Origin of the sequence: Arthrobacter sp. ISL-48 (assembly GCF_018613805.1) — a bacterium.
In the GTDB taxonomy this organism is placed as follows: Bacteria; Actinomycetota; Actinomycetes; order Actinomycetales; family Micrococcaceae; genus Arthrobacter.
This window is the reverse complement of record NZ_JAGGPL010000003.1, coordinates 318,263-335,778: the sequence shown is the minus strand read 5'-3', so window position 1 is coordinate 335,778 and position 17,516 is coordinate 318,263. Positions and strand designations below refer to the sequence as shown.

Sequence of the window (17,516 nt, the reverse complement as noted above, 5' to 3'; positions counted from 1 at the left end):
ACAGAATTAACAGCCGGCAGCAGAACTGACAGCAGGAGAATAAACAAAAGGAAGGGCCCCTCGCTGGGGCCCTTCCTTGGCGGAGGGGACGACGGGAATCGAACCCGCGTAATCAGTTTGGAAGACTGAGGCTTTACCATTAAGCTACGTCCCCGAGAGAATCGCAGTAGTTACCGCGTTCTTTCGGGCTGGCTGTTCAAGCCGGGTATAACTAAACCTAATCCATGCCCCACGTGTCAAATGTGCAAACACGGCCGATATGGCCGTAGACTTGCCTGTGCACTTACGGGGTGTAGCTCAGCTTGGCTAGAGCGCCTGCTTTGGGAGCAGGAAGTCGCAGGTTCAAATCCTGTCACCCCGACTCTGCGGCCCGGACCCTACGGCCTGGACAGAACATTGCGTTTGCAGAAACCCATCCCACAATCCCAGGAGTACTTAGACCGTGAAGAGCGCTGTCGAGAACCTCACCCCCACGCGGGTCAAGCTCAATGTTGAGGTCCCCTTTGAGGAATTGAAGCCCAGCATCGACGAGGCATACAAGACTGTTGCTTCGCAGATCCAGGTCCCTGGGTTCCGTAAGGGCAAGGTCCCGTCCAAGCTGATCGACCAGCGCGTGGGCCGCGGCTACGTTTTGGAGACCGCCATCAACGAAGGCCTCAACGGCTGGTACCAGGCAGCGGTGCAGGAATCCGGCATTCGTCCCCTGAGCCGCCCCGAGGTTGAGATCACCGAGGTTCCGGACCCCACGTCCACCGATGGTGAACTCAAGTTCCACGCAGAAGTTGATGTCCGCCCCGAAATCGAACTGCCTGACTACGCCGGCATCACGGTTGAGGTTGCGGCGGCTGAATCCTCCGACGAGGACGTGGACAAAGCACTTGACGAGCTGCGCGGCCGCTTCGGCACGCTCAAGTCCGTGGACCGCCCGGCAGCCGATGGCGACTTCCTGACGATCGACATCACCGCGACCGTTGACGGCGCCGAGGTCGATTCCGCTTCCGGCCTGTCCTACCAGGTAGGTGCCGGCACCATGCTTGAGGGCCTGGACGAGGCCGTCACGGGTCTGAGCGTGGATGAGGACGCCATCTTCGACACCACCCTGGTGGGCGGCGACCACGCAGGCGAGGCCTCCCAGGTCAAGGTGGTTGTGAAGGCCGTCAAGGAGCGCGAACTCCCCGAGGCGGACGACGACTTCGCCCAGCTGGCGTCCGAGTTTGACACCCTTGCTGAGCTCCGTGAGGACCTGGCCAAGCAGGCTGCTGACTCCAAGATCGTTGAACAGGGCGTAGAGGCCCGCGACAAGGTCCTTGACAAGCTCGTCGAACTTGTTGAGGTTCCGGTTCCGGACTCCGTAGTGGAAGAGCAGCTCGAAGCCCACTTCAAAGAGGGCAACGACCACGGCGAAGGCGAGCACGACACCGAAGAGCACCGCGAAGAGGTCAAGGCCAACACCGCCCGCGCCTTCCAGAATGAGATCATCCTTGACGCCATCGCTGAAAAGGAAGAAGTCAATGTCAGCCAGAACGAGCTGATCGACTACATCGTCAGCACTGCCAGCCAGTACGGCATGGACCCGAACCAGTTCGCGCAGATCATCGACCAGAGCGGCCAGGTTCCCATGATGGTCTCGGAGGTCCGCCGCCGCAAGGCGCTGGCTGTTGTGCTCGGCCAGGCGACCGTAACAGACACCGCCGGGAACACCGTAGACCTCAGCGACTTCGTCCGCCCCGGTGGCGAAGAAGAGGCTCCAGTCGTTGAGGCTGAAGCTGCCGAGGACTCTGCAGAAGACGCAACAGACTCGACCGTTCCGAATGACGATCCTGCGGCCGTGAAGTTCTAAGACGCCTCCGGCATTGCCAGCACGGCGGCCCCTGGACCTACCGGTCCGGGGGCTGCCTGCTTTAACGGGCCGCTTCCCGGGATCGTGCGCCGTCAGCGAACAGCGCGATTCCGGCGAACAATTCGACCTCCAAAACGGTTAGTGTCCAAGTAGTGAAGTTCAGTGATGTCACCGTCACCAGCGAGAGGTAAGTACACATGTCACAGCACGCAGAAGCCCCACGGATGGCTACCGTCGATCCAGCAGCCCAGGACAACTACATCTACAACCGCCTCCTCAAGGAGCGGATCATCTGGCTCGGCTCTGAAGTACGCGACGACAACGCAAACGCCATCTGCTCGCAGCTGCTGCTTCTGTCCGCCGAGAGCCCGGACAAAGACATCTACCTCTACATCAACTCTCCGGGCGGCTCCGTCACGGCAGGCATGGCTATCTACGACACCATGCAGTTCATCCCGAATGACGTCGTGACCGTAGCAACCGGCCTCGCCGCTTCCATGGGGCAGTTCCTGCTGTCCTCAGGGACCAAGGGCAAGCGCTACGCCACGCCCAATGCCCGAGTCCTGATGCACCAGCCCTCCGGCGGCATCGGCGGAACGGCCTCGGACATCAAGATCCAGGCCGAGCTGATCCTCCACATGAAGAAGGTCATGGCAGAGCTGACGGCCGATCAGACCGGCCAGACCGTGGACACGATCCTCAAGGACAACGACCGCGATAAGTGGTTCACTGCCACCGAAGCCCTCGAGTACGGCTTCTTTGACAAGATTGCGGCCCACGCCGGCTCTGTGGCAGGCGGTGGCGGAACCGCCAACGGGACATCCGGCGAGTCGGCATCCCAGAACTGACCCGGCACTCAGACCACTTAGATCAGGAGCAACAAAAATGACCTACAACTTCGGATCGACTGCCGGCAACCTTCCCACCAGCCGTTACGTGCTGCCGCAGTTCGAGGAACGCACCCCTTATGGCTTCAAGCGCCAGGACCCGTACACCAAACTCTTCGAGGACCGCATCATTTTCCTCGGCGTGCAGGTAGATGACGCCTCGGCTGACGACGTCATGGCCCAGTTGCTCGTCCTGGAGTCCACCGACCCGGACCGCGACATCACCATCTACATCAACTCACCAGGTGGTTCCTTCACGGCCATGACGGCGATCTACGACACGATGCAGTACATCCGGCCGGAGATCCAGACCGTTTGCCTCGGCCAGGCCGCCAGCGCCGCCGCGGTCCTCCTCGCGGCCGGCACGCCCGGCAAGCGGCTTGCACTGCCCAACGCGCGGGTCCTCATCCACCAGCCGGCCCTTTCCGGCGGGCAGGGCGGACAGGCCTCGGACCTCGAGATCCAGGCGGCCGAAGTCATGCGGATGCGTTCGTGGCTTGAGGACACTCTGGCGCACCACTCAGGGCGTACTTCTGAGCAGGTCAACAATGACATTGAGCGCGACAAGATCCTGACAGCCGATGAGGCCATGAGCTACGGCCTCATCGACCAGGTGCTTGATTCGCGGAAGATCAAGCCGCAGGCGATTACCAGGTAGCAGGCTTCTTCGAAGGCCGGCGCGGTCCAGTTCATTTGGGCCGCTCCGGCCTTCGCTTTCCACCCTTGGGAGCGAATGTGACCTAGAGTGGATGTTGTCACGCCGCCCTCCCAGGGCGGATTGAGATTCCAGCAACGGTGCAAAGCTGCCTGGCAGCAAGATACTAAAGGGGTTCACATATGGCTCGGATTGGCGAGAGCACGGATCTGCTGAAGTGTTCTTTCTGCGGAAAGAGCCAGAAGCAGGTGCGGAAGCTCATTGCCGGGCCCGGTGTCTATATCTGCGACGAATGCATTGAACTCTGCAACGAGATCATTGAGGAAGAGCTCGCGGAAGTTGCCGATCTGGGGAGTTTCGAGCTTCCAAAGCCCCGCGAAATCTTCGACTTCCTGCAGGAATACGTCATCGGCCAGGAACCTGCCAAACGCTCCCTCGCGGTCGCGGTCTACAACCATTACAAGCGGATCCAGGCCGGCCACGCCCCGAAGAGCGGCAGCCTTGCCGAAGGCGGGCACCACGACGACGTCGAGATCGCTAAGTCCAACATCCTCCTGATCGGCCCCACCGGCTGCGGCAAGACTTACCTCGCGCAGACCCTGGCCCGCCGGCTGAACGTCCCCTTCGCCGTCGCCGACGCTACCGCCCTGACCGAAGCCGGTTATGTGGGCGAGGATGTGGAGAACATCCTCCTTAAGCTCATCCAGGCGGCGGACTACGACGTCAAGAAGGCTGAGCAGGGCATTATCTACATTGACGAGATCGACAAGATCTCCCGCAAGAGCGAGAACCCTTCCATCACCCGTGACGTCTCCGGTGAAGGCGTGCAGCAAGCGCTCCTGAAAATCCTCGAAGGAACAGTTGCTTCGGTCCCTCCTCAGGGCGGGCGCAAGCACCCGCACCAGGAATTCATCCAGATCGACACCACCAACGTCCTGTTCATCGTGGCGGGCGCGTTCGCAGGCCTGGAAGAGATCATCGGTTCGCGCTCCGGGCGGAAGGGGATCGGATTCGGCGCCCCGCTCAACGATGCCAGCAACAAGATGGACTCCTACGGCGACGTCATGCCTGAGGACCTGCTGAAGTTCGGGCTTATCCCCGAGTTCATTGGCCGGCTTCCGGTGATTACAACGGTGTCCAGTCTGGACCGCGACGCCCTCATCCAGATCCTCTCCACCCCAAAGAACGCCCTGGTCAAGCAATACCAGAAGATGTTCCAGATCGACGGTGTGGAGCTGGTCTTCGACGACGACGCACTGGACGCCATTGCCGACCAGGCCCTCGAGCGCGGCACAGGCGCCCGCGGCCTGCGCGCCATCATGGAGGAAGTCCTGCTCCCCGTCATGTTCGACCTCCCCAGCCGCGAGGACGTCGCCAGCGTGGTCATCACGGCACCAGTAGTGCTGAGCAAAGCCGAGCCCACCATGGTCCCGCACGTGACCAAGCGCCGCAAATCCGCCTAATCCCGCTTCCAGACCCTTCCCTCCGGCGAGTGTTCCTAAGCGTCGCCTTTCATCCAGCTGAAGATCCAGAGGAAATCACCCATGACTGACACCACCACCAACCAGGCCGACTTCTGGTTCGATCCGCTGTGCCCCTTTGCCTGGATCACGTCACGCTGGATCGGCGAAGTGGAAGAAGTCCGCGATATCAAAACTGTGTGGCATGTGATGAGCCTGGCTGTCCTTAACGAGGGCCGGGAGGTGGAGCCGGCGTACCGAGAAACCATGAACAAGGCCTGGGGACCGGTGCGCGTCATCACTGCAGCCAGGGAGCAGCACGGCGAGCACGTGGTCAAGGAGTTGTACGACGCGATGGGCACGCAGATCCACGAGGGCGGCCAGAAGGACTTCGGCATCGTTATTAGCAAGGCCCTGGCAGAGTGCGGCCTTCCTGCCGAACTGGCAGATGCCGCCACCTCTGATGCGTTCGATGCCCAGCTCCGTGCGAGCCACGAGGAGGGTATTTCCCTCGTGGGCCAGGACGTCGGTACCCCGGTGGTCGCGTTCAACGGCACGGCATTCTTCGGGCCCGTCCTGACCCGCATCCCGCGTGGCGAGCAGGCCGGCGTCTTGTGGGATGCCACGGTAACCCTGGCGTCTTACCCGCACTTCTTCGAAATCAAGCGCAGCCGCACCGAACGCCCCCAGTTCGACTGAGCCATTACGGCAGACAGGCCTGCAAAGCTTAGTGGCCGGGCAATTGGAGCCCCGGCGAACTACTCCTATGTAGTTCGGCCGGGGCTCTTGCGCATCCAAAAATGCGGGATCAGAATGGGAGTTACCCACTTCGAAAGAAGCGGGACGCAGGAGCCAAAGATTCAGTGATATGCATCCGACGCAGCCATCGGCAGAGTCAGATGCAAGCTACCAGTGACGAGGTAGGAAGACCTGAAGATCTAAGGATTCTGCCAGACCATCAAAGACGTCACCGGATGGCCGAAAAGTCGAAGCCCCACCAACGGCAAAACGCTGATGGGGCTTCCCCTTTGCCCTAAACAAGCCGGGGCGGCCTACTCCGCCGGAGCGAGGACCACATCGCTGACGGCCAACTCCCCGTCACCCGCTACCAGGGTGAGCTCGCGGGCATTCGAGGCGGCCTTCAGGTCCCCGAGTCCGGCCTTGAGCTGTGTGGTCAGGGACTCCGTGGCTGTGATGGTGGCGGAAAGTACCTCGGTGCGCTGCTTGACCTTCGCCTCGGACTTCGCCTTCCGGACTCCGCTCAGTGCCACGCCGACGGTAGCCAGCATCGTGGTGTCGCCGTCAGCTACCTCCAGTGCAGCGGGCCATTCGGCCAGGTGCACGGAACCGTTGCGCCACCAGCCCCAGACCTCTTCGGTGGCGAAGGGCAGGAATGGTGCAAAGAGCCTCAGCAGGGTGTCCAGGCTGGTGGCGAGGGCCGCCAGCACCGACGCCTGCTCCTGTTCGCCGGCAGCACTGTAGGCCCGGTCCTTGATGAGCTCCACGTAGTCATCCGTGAACTGCCAGAAGAAGGTCTCGGTGATCTGCAGCGCGCGGGCGTAATCGTAGTTCTCGAACGCCTTGGTGGACTGGCGCACCACGTCAGAGAGCTGTGCCAGCACGGCGCGGTCCAGCGCGTTGGTGACCACTGAGAGGTCGGAGGAAACCACCGAGTCCTCAGTTGCCCCAAGGTTCAGGACGAACTTGGAGGCGTTCAGGAGCTTGATAGCCAGACGCCGTCCGATTTTCATCTGGGCGATCTCATAGGCCGTATCGGCGCCGAGCTTCGCGGACGCGGCCCAATAGCGGACGGCGTCGGAGCCGTATTCCTCCAGCACGTCGGTGGGTACCACCACGTTGCCCTTGGATTTCGACATTTTCTTGCGGTCCGGGTCCAGGATCCACCCGGAGATGGCCGCATGCTTCCACGGAGCAGTGTTCTGGAGGGCGTCCGCCCGCACAACCGAGGAGAACAGCCAGGTCCGGATGATGTCGTGGCCCTGCGGCCGAAGGTCAAACGGGAACACCTTGGCGAAGAGTTCCTCATCGCGGCTCCAGCCGCCCACGATCTTCGGTGTCAGGGAGGACGTAGCCCAGGTGTCGAGAATGTCGGCGTCTCCGGTAAAGCCACCGGGCACATCGCGCTGGGACTCTTCGAAGCCAGGAGCGGCATCAGCGGCGGGATCCACTGGCAGCTGCTCGTCCGACGGCACGATCGGGGCGTCGTAGTCCGGGTTGCCGTCGGCGTCCAGCGGGTACCAGACGGGGATGGGCACACCGAAGAAACGCTGGCGGGAGACGAGCCAATCGCCGTTCAGGCCTGAAATCCAGTTCTCGTAGCGCGAGCGCATAAATGCGGGGTGGAAGTCGATCTCGTGCCCGCGCGCGATCAGGCGTTCGCGGCGGTCCTCATCCCGGCCGCCGTTGCGGATGTACCACTGGCGAGACGTAACCACTTCGAGGGGCTTGTCGCCTTTTTCGTAGAAGTTCACGGGGTGCATCATCTTCTTGGGCTCGCCGTCGAGCAGGTCCCGGACTGCGAGGAGCTCCACTACGGCTTCCTTCGCACTGAAGACGGTCTTGCCGGCAATGGCGGCGAACGCCTCACGGCCGATGTCGGTGGTGATCCACTCCGGGGTCTCGCCGATGATCCGGCCGTCCCTGCCCACGATGGCGCGGGTGGGCAGCTGCAGCTCACGCCACCAGGTGACGTCGGTCAGGTCGCCGAAAGTACACACCATGGCGATGCCCGAGCCCTTGTCCGCCTTCGCGAGCGGATGGGCCTTGACTTCGACCTCAACGCCGAAGACGGGGGACGTGACCTTCTTGCCGAACAGCGGCTGGTAGCGCTCGTCGTCGGGGTTGGCCACGAGGGCGGCGCAGGCTGCCAGCAGTTCAGGACGGGTGGTCTCGATGTAGATCTTTTCGCCGTCCTCGGTGAAGAACGGGTAGCGGTAGTACGCCCCGGCCACCTCGCGGTCCTCGAGTTCAGCCTGGGCGACAGCGGTCCGGAACGTGACGTCCCAGAGGGTGGGGGCCTCGGCCATATACGCGTCGGCTGCGGCGAGGTTGGCCAGGAAAGCGCGCTGGGAGATGGCCCGGGACGTGTCGTCGATGGTGCGGTAAGTCAGGTTCCAGTCGACCGACAGGCCGAGGGTCTGGAAGAGGTTCTCGAAGACTTTCTCATCCTCGACGGCAAGCTCTTCACACAGCTCGATGAAGTTCCGGCGGGAGACGACGTCGAAGTCGCGCTGGTTCTTGGCGGGCTGGGCCGGCGGACGGTAGCCGGCGTCATAGGCGATAGCCGGGTCGCAGCGCACACCATAGTAATTCTGAACACGTCGTTCCGTGGGCAGGCCGTTGTCGTCCCAGCCCATCGGGTAGAAGACGTTCTTCCCGATCATGCGCTGGTAGCGCGCCAGGACGTCCGTCTGGGTGTAGGAGAACATGTGCCCCACGTGCAGCGACCCGGACGCCGTGGGTGGGGGAGTGTCGATCGAGTAGACCTGCTCCCGGGTGGTGTCGGGGTTGAACTTATAGGTCCCTTCGGCAAGCCAGCGCTGCGTGAGGGCAGCTTCGAGCCCTTCAAGGGCGGGCTTGTCCGGAACGTTGATAGGGGCGGTGGAGGGCGTGTCTGTACCCTGATGTGCTTCAGCCATCTGCCAATTGTTTCATGGTCTCTTCGTCCCGCGGCACGTTGGCCTGCAGTACCATGCCGCATATGGGCACATCGGCCGGCGTGAACCATGCCAGGGTGCTGCTGGCGTTCATGCAGCAGCCCAGGTAACGCCGATGCCGTTAGGGTTGGGATATGACTGACATTCCGCAGAACCGGGCCGCAGTAGTCACAGGCGCAAGTACTGGAATCGGCGAGGCGACGGTACGTGCCCTGCGGGCGGACGGCTGGACTGTTTTCGCCGTAGCGCGCCGCGCTGAACGGCTGGCGTCGCTGGAAGCGGAGACCGGAGCCGTCGGAATTCCCGCTGACATCGCCGACGATGAGGACGTTGCCGCCCTGCTGTCCCGTGTCAGTGAAGCAGGCGGTGTGGGCACCCTCATTAACATCGCAGGGGGAGCCAGGGGAGCCGACCCTGTGGGCGCTGCCAGTACCGAGGACTGGGAATGGATGTACCGGGTCAACGTCCTCGGCACCATGAAGCTCACCCGCGCCTTCCTGCCCATGCTGCGGTCCACCGGAGAAGGGACCGTGCTGAACCTGACGTCCACGGCCGCGCTGGCAGCCTACGAGGGCGGCGGGGGTTACAACGCTGCCAAATTTGCCCAGCATGCCCTGACCGGGGCGCTGCGGCTGGAGGAAGCCGAGCACAATGTCCGCGTGATCGAGGTGGCACCCGGGCTGGTCCAGACAGAGGAATTCGCCCTGAACCGGCTCGGCGACCGGCAGGCTGCGGAGAACGTGTACCAGGGAGTCGAGAAACCCCTGACCGCTGCCGACGTGGCGGACGTAGTGCGTTATGCCGTGAGCGCACCACACCACGTCAACCTGGACCAGATCGTGATCCGGCCGGTGGCGCAGGCCGCCAACCACAAATTGATCCGGAAGAGCTGATCAGGCGCCCGGAATGGCCAGCGTGGCAAGGACAGCCGCATGGTCCGTTCCTGCGACCTTATGCACCTCATAACCTGAGCTGCCCAGACCCGCACTGGTCACCAGGTGGTCGATGGTGATGCCGGGAAGCGGTTGCCCGTCCATCGGCCAGGTGGGCACAAGCCGTGAGCCTGAGGCAGCAGCCACGTCGATCATGCCGGCACCGTTTCCGGCTTGTCTTCGGGCCAGGATGTCCTGGAACTCGGCATCGTCGTACGTGGCGTTGAAATCACCGATCAGGAGCGTGTTACCAGCACGCTCCGCCACCCTGCCCACGGCTGCCAGATCCTTGCGCCACTGACTGACCCTGTCGTCCACCGGAGGAAACGCATGGACGGTGGTCACTTCAAGTACCGCCACGGATCCGTTGGCCCCAGCAGTCAGCCGCACCGTGGGCATCTTGAACGATGTGTCCGGGAGGAGTCCCACCAGCTCCAACGGATAGCGGGAGTACACCGCGTAGCCGCCGGCGTCGTCCGTGGGATCGCTGACCCGGACCGGCAACAGCGTGTCCAGGCCTTCCACCGAAAGCCTATCCTGAAGTCCCTGTGAGTGCTCCTGGATAGTGAGCAGCCCGACGCCGTTCTCCCTGACCAGCCGCACTATGCCAGCCGCGTCGGCCTGGCCGAACTCCGAGTTAATGTTCATGGCCTTCAGCTCAACCCTGGCGCCCTCCGATGCCTCCGCAGGGCGCGCTACATTGGGCGGGAAGAGCCAGAACACCTGGCAGACAAGCAGCACCCCTGTGAGGACCTGTTGCCACCGGCTCCTCCCCACGAAAGCCAGGAGCAGAGCCACCAAAGCAGGAATTGCCAGCCATGGCGTGAAGGACAGCAGCTGGACCACCAGGACAGGCCACTCGGCAGGCACAGCCCGGAAGAGGGACAGGGCCAACACCGGCACCGCGGCCAGGAGCGACAGCAACCTGAACAGGGCAGCAGTGCTCGGCTTTACCCTGCCGCGGGTGGAATCAGTCATGGGCTTGAGTCTGGGCAGATGCCGGCGGAGGTGTCACCGGCTGGGCTGGCCGCCCAAGGCGGGCCGGGTGGTGCTGCGGAATGGCGGTGGACGGCCCGGCGATAGTAGACTTGAAAGCGGCTATGACCCGGCTATCACCGGTGAGCTTCCGGAAGAACGCGCAGCCGGCCACCTAGTTGGCAGGCAGCGTCACTAGAACCGGACGGGTAAGCCCGTCACAGCAGTAATGAGCGGTCGGCGTGCAAACAGCCCCTCCCCGGGGCGGCTTGGGTGCCGGTAAGTGAGGTGGTACCGCGGTACGCGTGCAGTCGCAGGACGGCACGGGAGCCGTCCTCGCATCCTGAACGGAACTTCTTGTTCGCCAGCTCAACCCAGGATGTCGAGAATGACGTATTACCCCAAAGCCTCAGCTTCCCCTTCCGGCACGGCTTCGAGCCGTACTGGCGCCGGAGTGTCAGCCTCCGTGAAGTTCCCGGAGATCGAAGAGCGCATCCTGAAGTACTGGGACCAGGACGGCACGTTCCAGGCCAGCATCGACCAACGCAGCGCCGATGCCCCCGGTGGTGAACCGGGCAGCAACGAGTTCGTCTTCTACGACGGCCCTCCATTCGCTAATGGCCTGCCGCACTACGGACACCTGCTCACGGGCTACGCCAAAGACCTGGTGGGCCGCTACCAGACCCAGCGTGGTAAGCGCGTTGAACGCCGCTTCGGCTGGGACACCCACGGCCTGCCGGCCGAACTTGAGGCCATGAAACAGCTGGGCATGACCGATAAAACCCAGATCGAGGCCATGGGCATCGACAAGTTCAACGACGCCTGCCGCGCCTCCGTGATGAAGTACGCCGACGAATGGCGCAGCTATGTCACCCGCCAGGCGCGCTGGGTGGACTTCGACAACGACTACAAGACGCTCAATGTCGAATACATGGAGTCGGTGCTGTGGGCCTTTAAGCAGCTGCACGAAAAGGGTTTGACGTACAACGGCTACCGTGTGCTGCCGTACTGCTGGAAGGACGAGACGCCGCTGTCCAACCATGAACTCCGCATGGATGACGACGTCTACAAGAACCGCCAGGACCAGACCGTCACGGTCACCTTCCCCATCACAGCGGGGGAGTCTGAGCTGTCCCGGCAGCTCGCCGGTGTGCAGGCCCTCGCCTGGACCACGACGCCCTGGACGCTGCCCACCAACGCGGCGCTCGCCGTCGGGCCTTCCATCACCTATGCCGTCCTCCCGGCCGGACCCAACGGCATCAAGGCGGCGGCCGCGGAGGCGCCCGTCACGGGAAGCTTCCTGCTGGCGGCAGACCTGCTGGGCACCTATGCCAAAGATCTTGGCTATGACGACTTCGAGTCGGCCGAGGCGGCTGTCGTTTCCATCCACACGGGCACCGAGCTTGAGGGCCTGGTCTACGAGCCGCTCTGGCACGACTTCGCCGACACGGAGAAGTACGGCACCCAGAACGCGTGGCGGATCCTCGTGGCGGATTATGTCACCACCACTGACGGCACCGGCATCGTTCACCAGGCGCCTGCATACGGTGAAGACGACCAGAAGGTCTGCGAGGAGGCCGGCATCCCGGTAGTGCTGTCCGTGGACGAGGGCGCCAAGTTCCTGCCCCTGTTCATGCACGGTGATCTGCACGACATCGTCGGCCTCCACGTTTTCGAGGCGAACAAGCCGATCACCCAGGTGCTGCGCGCCCAGGGCCGCCTGGTCCGCCAGGCCAGCTACGAGCACAGCTACCCGCATTGCTGGCGCTGCCGCAACCCGCTGATCTACCGTGCGGTCTCCTCCTGGTATGTGGAAGTGACCAAGTTCAAGGACCGGATGTCCGAGCTGAACCAGGAGATCAACTGGATCCCCGGCAACGTCAAGGACGGACAGTTCGGCAAGTGGCTTGCCAACGCCCGCGACTGGTCCATCAGCCGCAACCGCTATTGGGGCAGCCCCATCCCCGTGTGGCAGTCCACGGACCCCGAATACCCGCGCACCGACGTCTACGGCTCCCTTGCTGAAATCGAGTCGGACTTTGGCCGCCTGCCGCTGAACAAGGACGGCGAAGTTGACCTGCACCGCCCCTTCATCGACGAACTGACCAGGCCCAACCCGGACGATCCCCGTACGCCGGCAGAGGGCCAGTCGGTCATGCGCAGGGTGGAGGACGTCCTGGATGTCTGGTTCGACTCCGGCTCCATGCCTTATGGCCAGGTCCACTATCCCTTCCAGAACGAAGCCTGGTTTGATACCCACAACCCGGCGGACTTCATCGTGGAGTACATCGGGCAGACCCGCGGCTGGTTCTACATGCTGCACATCCTCTCCACGGCCCTGTTCGACCGCCCGGCCTTCCGGAACGTCATCAGCCACGGCATCGTGCTGGGCTCCGACGGGCAGAAGATGTCCAAGAGCCTGCGCAACTACCCGGACGTTTCCGAGGTTTTGGACCGCGACGGCTCCGACGCCATGCGCTGGTTCCTGATGTCCAGCCCGATCCTGCGTGGCGGCAACCTGGTGGTCACCGAGCAGGGAATCCGCGACGGCGTCCGCCAGGTCATCCTGCCGCTCTGGAACGTGTACAGCTTCTTCACGCTGTATACCAACGCCGCTGACGGAGGTGCCGGCTATGAGGCGAAGCTCCGCTACGACGGCTACGCGGACACCTTGGACCAGTACCTGCTGGCCAACACCGGCGACCTGGTCCGCAACATGACAGCGCAGCTGGACAGCTACGACATTTCCGGCGCCTGCGACGAACTGCGCAGCTATCTGGACATGCTCACCAACTGGTACGTCCGCCGCAGCCGGCAGCGCTTCTTCGACGAGGACCAGGACGCTTTCGACGCGCTGTTTACAGCACTGGAGACGGTCTCCCGTGCAGCGGCTTCCCTGCTGCCCCTGGTCTCGGAGGAGATCTGGCGTGGCCTCACCGGCGGCCGCTCTGTCCACCTCGCCGATTGGCCTGACGCTGACCAGTTCCCGGCCAATGCCTCCTTGGTCGAGGCCATGGACCGCGTGCAGCAAATTTGCTCCACCGGATCCTCCCTCCGCAAGGCCGCCAACTTGCGCGTCCGGCTGCCGCTCCAGGAACTTACTGTTGTGGCACCCGGCGCGGATGCCCTGGGAGGCTTTGCCGCCGTCGTCGCCGACGAGCTCAACATCCGTTCCGTCCGCCTGCTGGACGCGGCCAGCGCCTCCCCGGAGGAGTTCGGCATCGAACAGAAACTCGTGGTCAACGCCCGGGCCGCCGGGCCGCGCCTGGGCAAAAACGTCCAGGTGGCCATTAAGGGTTCCAAGTCCGGTGATTGGTCCGTAGACGACGACGGCGTGGTCACCGCGGGCGGGCTCCAGTTGGAACCTCATGAATACACCCTGGAAACTGTGGTAGCCGAATCGGCCGCCGGCACTGGCTCCCGGGCTGCCGCGGTACTGCCGGGAGGCGGTTTTGTGGTTCTTAACACCGAGGTCACCCCCGAGCTTGAAGCCGAGGGGACAGCCCGCGATATGGTCCGCGCCATCCAGCAGGCACGCAAGGACGCCGGACTGAATGTCAGCGACCGCATCCGGACCAGCGTCACTGCCACGATGGATGTTGTCGACGCGTTGAAGACCCACGAAAACCTCGTAGTTACCGAAACCCTGACCCAGGAGCTTGGCTTGTACTCCAACGGCGACGGCACCGAACTGCAGATTTCAGTCGAAAAAGTGGAGGCCTAGGACATGAGCGACGAATTTTCCGTGGAAAGTGTCTACGCCGAGTTGCTCGGCCGTGCACCGGAAAACAAGATGGAACCGCGCCTGGCGCCGCTGTTCCGGGCCATGGATGTGTTGGGCGCGCCGAACAAAGCGTTCCCGATAATCCACGTGACAGGGACAAACGGCAAGACCTCCACGGCCCGGATGATCGAGGCAGGGCTGCGGGCGCACGGACTGAGCACAGGCCGCTACACGAGCCCCCACCTGTCGAAGGTCACGGAGCGGATCAGCATTGACGGACACCCCGTCCCGGATGAGACGTTCGTCCGGATCTGGGACGAGATCCGCCCCTACCTGCAGATCGTCGACGACGAACTCACGGCTGCCGGCGAGCCCCGGCTCACGTACTTCGAATGCCTCACCATCCTGGGCTTCGCGGTCTTTGCGGACCAGCCGGTCAACGTCGCCGTCATCGAGGTGGGCCTGGGCGGCATTACCGATGCCACCAACGTAGGGGACGGGCTGGTCTCAGTGGTCACGCCTATTTCATTGGACCACACGGACCTGCTCGGGGACACCACGGAAGACATTGCCTACGAGAAGGCCGGCATCATCAAGCCAGGTGGTTACCTCATCAGCGCTGCGCAGCCGGTGGATGCTGCCCAGGTGCTGCTCGAAAAGGCCAAAGACGTGGCTGTCCCGTTCCGGTTCGAAGGCGTGGAGTTCGGCGTGGAATCCCGGACCGTGGCTGTGGGCGGGCAGGTGGTCAGCATCCAGGGCATCGCAGGCCGGTACCCGGACGTGCTGGTTCCGCTGCACGGCGCCCACCAGGCCCAGAACGCGGCCGTGGCGGTGGCAGCGCTCGAGGCGTTCTTCGGTGGCGAAAAGGAACTCGACGCCGAGGTGCTGCAGGAGGCGTTTGCCAGTGTCACCTCGCCTGGCCGCCTCGAGGTTGTCCGGACCGCGCCCACCATTATCGTGGACGCAGCACACAACCCGGACGGCATCAGGGTCTCCGCCGAAGCGATCCAGGAGGCGTTCAGCTTCACCAAGCTGGTGCCGGTGGTGGGCGTGCTCAAGGAAAAGGACGCCGAAGAGATCCTGCGCCAGCTCAAGGAGTCGCTGGGAGACCTGGCCGAGGAATACTGCTTCACCCAGTCCAACTCCCCGCGTGCCGTGCCCGCCGCGGAGCTTGCCGAACTTGCCGCTGAAATGGGCTTCGGAGAGGACAACATCCACATTGCGGAGAAGCTGGACGACGCCCTGGAGTGGGCCGTCGAACGTGCGGAAGCCAATGACGACCTCTCCGGCGGAGTCCTGGTCACAGGGTCCATCACCCTGGTCGCGGAAGCACGGATCCTGCTCGGAAAGACGGAGGCCTAGGGCATGGCCAAGCTGACCAAGGCTCAGCGTGACTGGCGTCCGGGGATGCCCAAGAAGCGCCGTTCCACCAAAGTGATGTTCGCTTCCACAGTCCTCCTGCTTGAGGCGTTCGTCGTCTTCTTCGCCACGCTGGCTGTTTTCGGGCTCAGGCGCGGTGAGTTCCCGCCGGCCCTGATCCTTGGTATCGGCATTGGCCTGAGCGTCCTCATGATCCTCGCCTGCGCTGTGCTGTCGAAGCCCTGGGGCGTGGGCCTGGGATGGATCCTGCAGATTGTCCTGATCCTCACCGGCATTGTTGAACCAATGATGTTCCTGGTGGGCGCGTTGTTCGGGCTGGCGTGGTGGTACGGAATCCGTACAGGCATCAGGATTGACTCCGAGGCCGCCCAGCGGGAACGCGAGCAGGCGGAATGGAATGCTGCGCACCCGGAGGCGCAGGCCCCGTAGTATTGTCCCGAAACCCCCACCAACGCATTGGAGCAGCTGTGAGCATTGAGCGCACCCTAGTTTTGATCAAGCCCGACGGCGTGGCCCGCAACCTGAGCGGCGCCATCCTTAGCCGCATCGAGGCAAAGGGTTACACCTTGGCCGAGCTGAAGAAAGTGGATGCGACCCGCGAACTCCTGGAGCAGCACTACGAAGAGCACGCAGGCAAGCCCTTCTACGAGCCGCTCGTCGAGTTCATGCTCAGCGGCCCGGTTGTGGCCGCGATCTTCGAGGGCCACCGGGTCATTGAGGGCTTCCGCGCCCTCGCCGGAACCACAGACCCCACCACCGCAGCGCCCGGAACCATCCGCGGCGACTTCGGCCGTGACTGGGGACAGAAGGTGCAGCAGAACCTGGTCCACGGATCGGACTCCACGGACTCCGCGGAGCGCGAAATCAAGATCTGGTTCTAGCACTTACATCCACCACTAGGCGCGAACTGGCACGTAATACCCTCAATTCCGAGTTTTGCGGGTATTACGTGCCAGTTCGCGCTTCTTGTGGTGTGGGACTAGAAACCGGAGGTGCCAGCAAACACCTGGATGAAGGCGAAGAAGATCGTGGCGATGACGGCTACGTACAGCAAGGCCGTGATGATCCAGCCGGAGTCACTGAGGATGCGCGCGGCGCGGGCCGGGACGGGGATAGCGCCTTGGGCGACGTTCCTGACGGTCACCCAGACGAACAGCGGGATCATGACCGCCCACACAATCATGCAGAACGGGCACAGGATGTGGATCGAGTACAGCGCCTGGGACCACAGCCACACCACGAACGCGAAGCCCAGGGTCACGCCGGCCTGGAGTCCCAGCCAATACCAGCGGGCGAAGGTGGCCCCGGACAGCAACGCCATGCCTACGGTGATGATCACGGCGAACGCCACAATGCCAATGAACATGTTGGGGAACCCGAAGAGCGAACTCTGCCACGTCTTCATCACGTCGCCACAGGAGATCCATGGGTTCACGTCGCAGACCGTCACATGGTTCGGGTCCTTGAGGACCTCAAGCTTTTCCAGGACCAGCGTTCCGGAGGCCAGCCAGCCGATGACTCCCGTGATGAGCATCAGCCAGCCCATGGAGCGGCTACGCGTCATGGGCGGAACGGCTCGGGCCGACGCGGAAACCGCTCCTGCTCTGGGCGCCGCTGCCGGGCTGCCGGTGCCGCTGACGGGGGAGATACTGGGCATGGTTGTTGGCGTCCTTCGCATCGGGTGCTCCTTGCCCCGATTGTAGCGCCGGCGGCTGGAAGCGGTACGCAGCTCTGCCTTCCGCCTGCTGACTCAACCCATTGCTTCCGCCGCGTTTGTGCCGGGATGTGAGAGAATAATCGTGGCTGGAGGCTGATCCACATTCGGACTCCGGTCCGGTGGCTTGTTCCCAAGACCGCCAATGATGAGCAGGGCAGGCTTCGGATTCTCTGATCCGGCTTCCCGCAATTCCATTGGTCGGCACCTGGTTGTGGCACGTAGAACAACGGGTTTTCAGGACATAGTCACCGGCTCCCACGGGCTGCCGC

The 17,516-nt window shown here is 63.2% G+C and carries 13 protein-coding genes and 2 tRNA genes; 11 read left to right on the top strand and 4 right to left on the bottom strand.

What is annotated here, in order from left to right:
- Positions 1-83: 83 nt before the first annotated feature.
- Positions 84-154, bottom strand: a tRNA-Gly gene (locus J7E83_RS05370).
- A 132-nt stretch (positions 155-286) separates the two neighbouring features.
- Here J7E83_RS05370 and J7E83_RS05365 point away from each other — a divergent pair.
- The 6 genes from J7E83_RS05365 (at position 287) to J7E83_RS05340 (ending at position 5,541) form a co-directional block, all read left to right on the top strand.
- A tRNA-Pro gene (locus J7E83_RS05365) sits at positions 287-361 on the top strand.
- Positions 362-442: 81 nt separating this feature from the next.
- The gene (gene tig / locus J7E83_RS05360) at positions 443-1,840 is read left to right on the top strand and encodes a trigger factor (RefSeq protein WP_214959764.1); all 1,398 of its coding nucleotides are present in this window, start codon (positions 443-445) and stop codon (positions 1,838-1,840) included.
- Between the two features lie 224 nt (positions 1,841-2,064).
- On the top strand, positions 2,065-2,688 hold the full coding sequence (locus J7E83_RS05355; protein WP_214960972.1) for an ATP-dependent Clp protease proteolytic subunit: 624 nt from the start codon (positions 2,065-2,067) through the stop codon (positions 2,686-2,688).
- Between the two features lie 37 nt (positions 2,689-2,725).
- Positions 2,726-3,385, top strand: coding sequence for an ATP-dependent Clp protease proteolytic subunit (locus J7E83_RS05350; RefSeq protein WP_214959762.1), 660 nt, complete (start codon positions 2,726-2,728; stop codon positions 3,383-3,385).
- A 179-nt stretch (positions 3,386-3,564) separates the two neighbouring features.
- Entirely contained in the window at positions 3,565-4,845 is a 1,281-nt protein-coding gene (gene clpX, locus J7E83_RS05345; protein ID WP_214959760.1) for an ATP-dependent Clp protease ATP-binding subunit ClpX, read from the top strand.
- An 81-nt stretch (positions 4,846-4,926) separates the two neighbouring features.
- Entirely contained in the window at positions 4,927-5,541 is a 615-nt protein-coding gene (locus tag J7E83_RS05340; RefSeq protein WP_214959758.1) for a DsbA family protein, read from the top strand.
- 353 nt (positions 5,542-5,894) lie between these two features.
- On the opposite strand, the gene valS is transcribed toward J7E83_RS05340, so the two are convergent.
- Positions 5,895-8,501, bottom strand: coding sequence for a valine--tRNA ligase (gene valS / locus J7E83_RS05335; protein WP_214959756.1), 2,607 nt, complete (start codon positions 8,499-8,501; stop codon positions 5,895-5,897).
- A gap of 152 nt (positions 8,502-8,653) precedes the next feature.
- On the opposite strand from valS, the gene J7E83_RS05330 reads away from it, so the two are divergent.
- The gene (locus J7E83_RS05330; protein WP_214959754.1) at positions 8,654-9,412 is read left to right on the top strand and encodes an SDR family oxidoreductase; all 759 of its coding nucleotides are present in this window, start codon (positions 8,654-8,656) and stop codon (positions 9,410-9,412) included.
- Here the strand turns inward: J7E83_RS05330 and J7E83_RS05325 are convergent, their stop codons facing one another.
- A complete protein-coding gene (locus J7E83_RS05325; RefSeq protein WP_214959753.1) occupies positions 9,413-10,429 on the bottom strand; it encodes an endonuclease/exonuclease/phosphatase family protein in 1,017 nt (338 codons plus the stop codon).
- 385 nt (positions 10,430-10,814) lie between these two features.
- On the opposite strand from J7E83_RS05325, the gene ileS reads away from it, so the two are divergent.
- From ileS to ndk, 4 genes are read left to right on the top strand one after another with little or no spacing between them, the layout of a single operon-like run.
- Positions 10,815-14,150 (top strand): isoleucine--tRNA ligase, encoded by a 3,336-nt coding sequence (ileS, locus tag J7E83_RS05320; RefSeq protein WP_214959750.1) that lies wholly within the window; start codon positions 10,815-10,817, stop codon positions 14,148-14,150.
- A 3-nt stretch (positions 14,151-14,153) separates the two neighbouring features.
- Entirely contained in the window at positions 14,154-15,512 is a 1,359-nt protein-coding gene (locus tag J7E83_RS05315; RefSeq protein ID WP_214959748.1) for a folylpolyglutamate synthase/dihydrofolate synthase family protein, read from the top strand.
- A gap of 3 nt (positions 15,513-15,515) precedes the next feature.
- Positions 15,516-15,959 carry a DUF4233 domain-containing protein gene (locus J7E83_RS05310; RefSeq protein WP_214959746.1) on the top strand — a complete coding sequence of 148 codons (444 nt, stop codon included), beginning with the start codon at positions 15,516-15,518 and terminating at the stop codon, positions 15,957-15,959.
- Between the two features lie 38 nt (positions 15,960-15,997).
- Positions 15,998-16,411: a nucleoside-diphosphate kinase gene (gene ndk / locus J7E83_RS05305; protein WP_214959744.1), complete on the top strand. Its 414-nt coding sequence runs from the start codon at positions 15,998-16,000 to the stop codon at positions 16,409-16,411.
- A gap of 98 nt (positions 16,412-16,509) precedes the next feature.
- On the opposite strand, the gene J7E83_RS05300 is transcribed toward ndk, so the two are convergent.
- Entirely contained in the window at positions 16,510-17,187 is a 678-nt protein-coding gene (locus J7E83_RS05300) for a vitamin K epoxide reductase family protein (RefSeq protein WP_214959742.1), read from the bottom strand.
- Positions 17,188-17,516 lie beyond the last annotated feature (329 nt).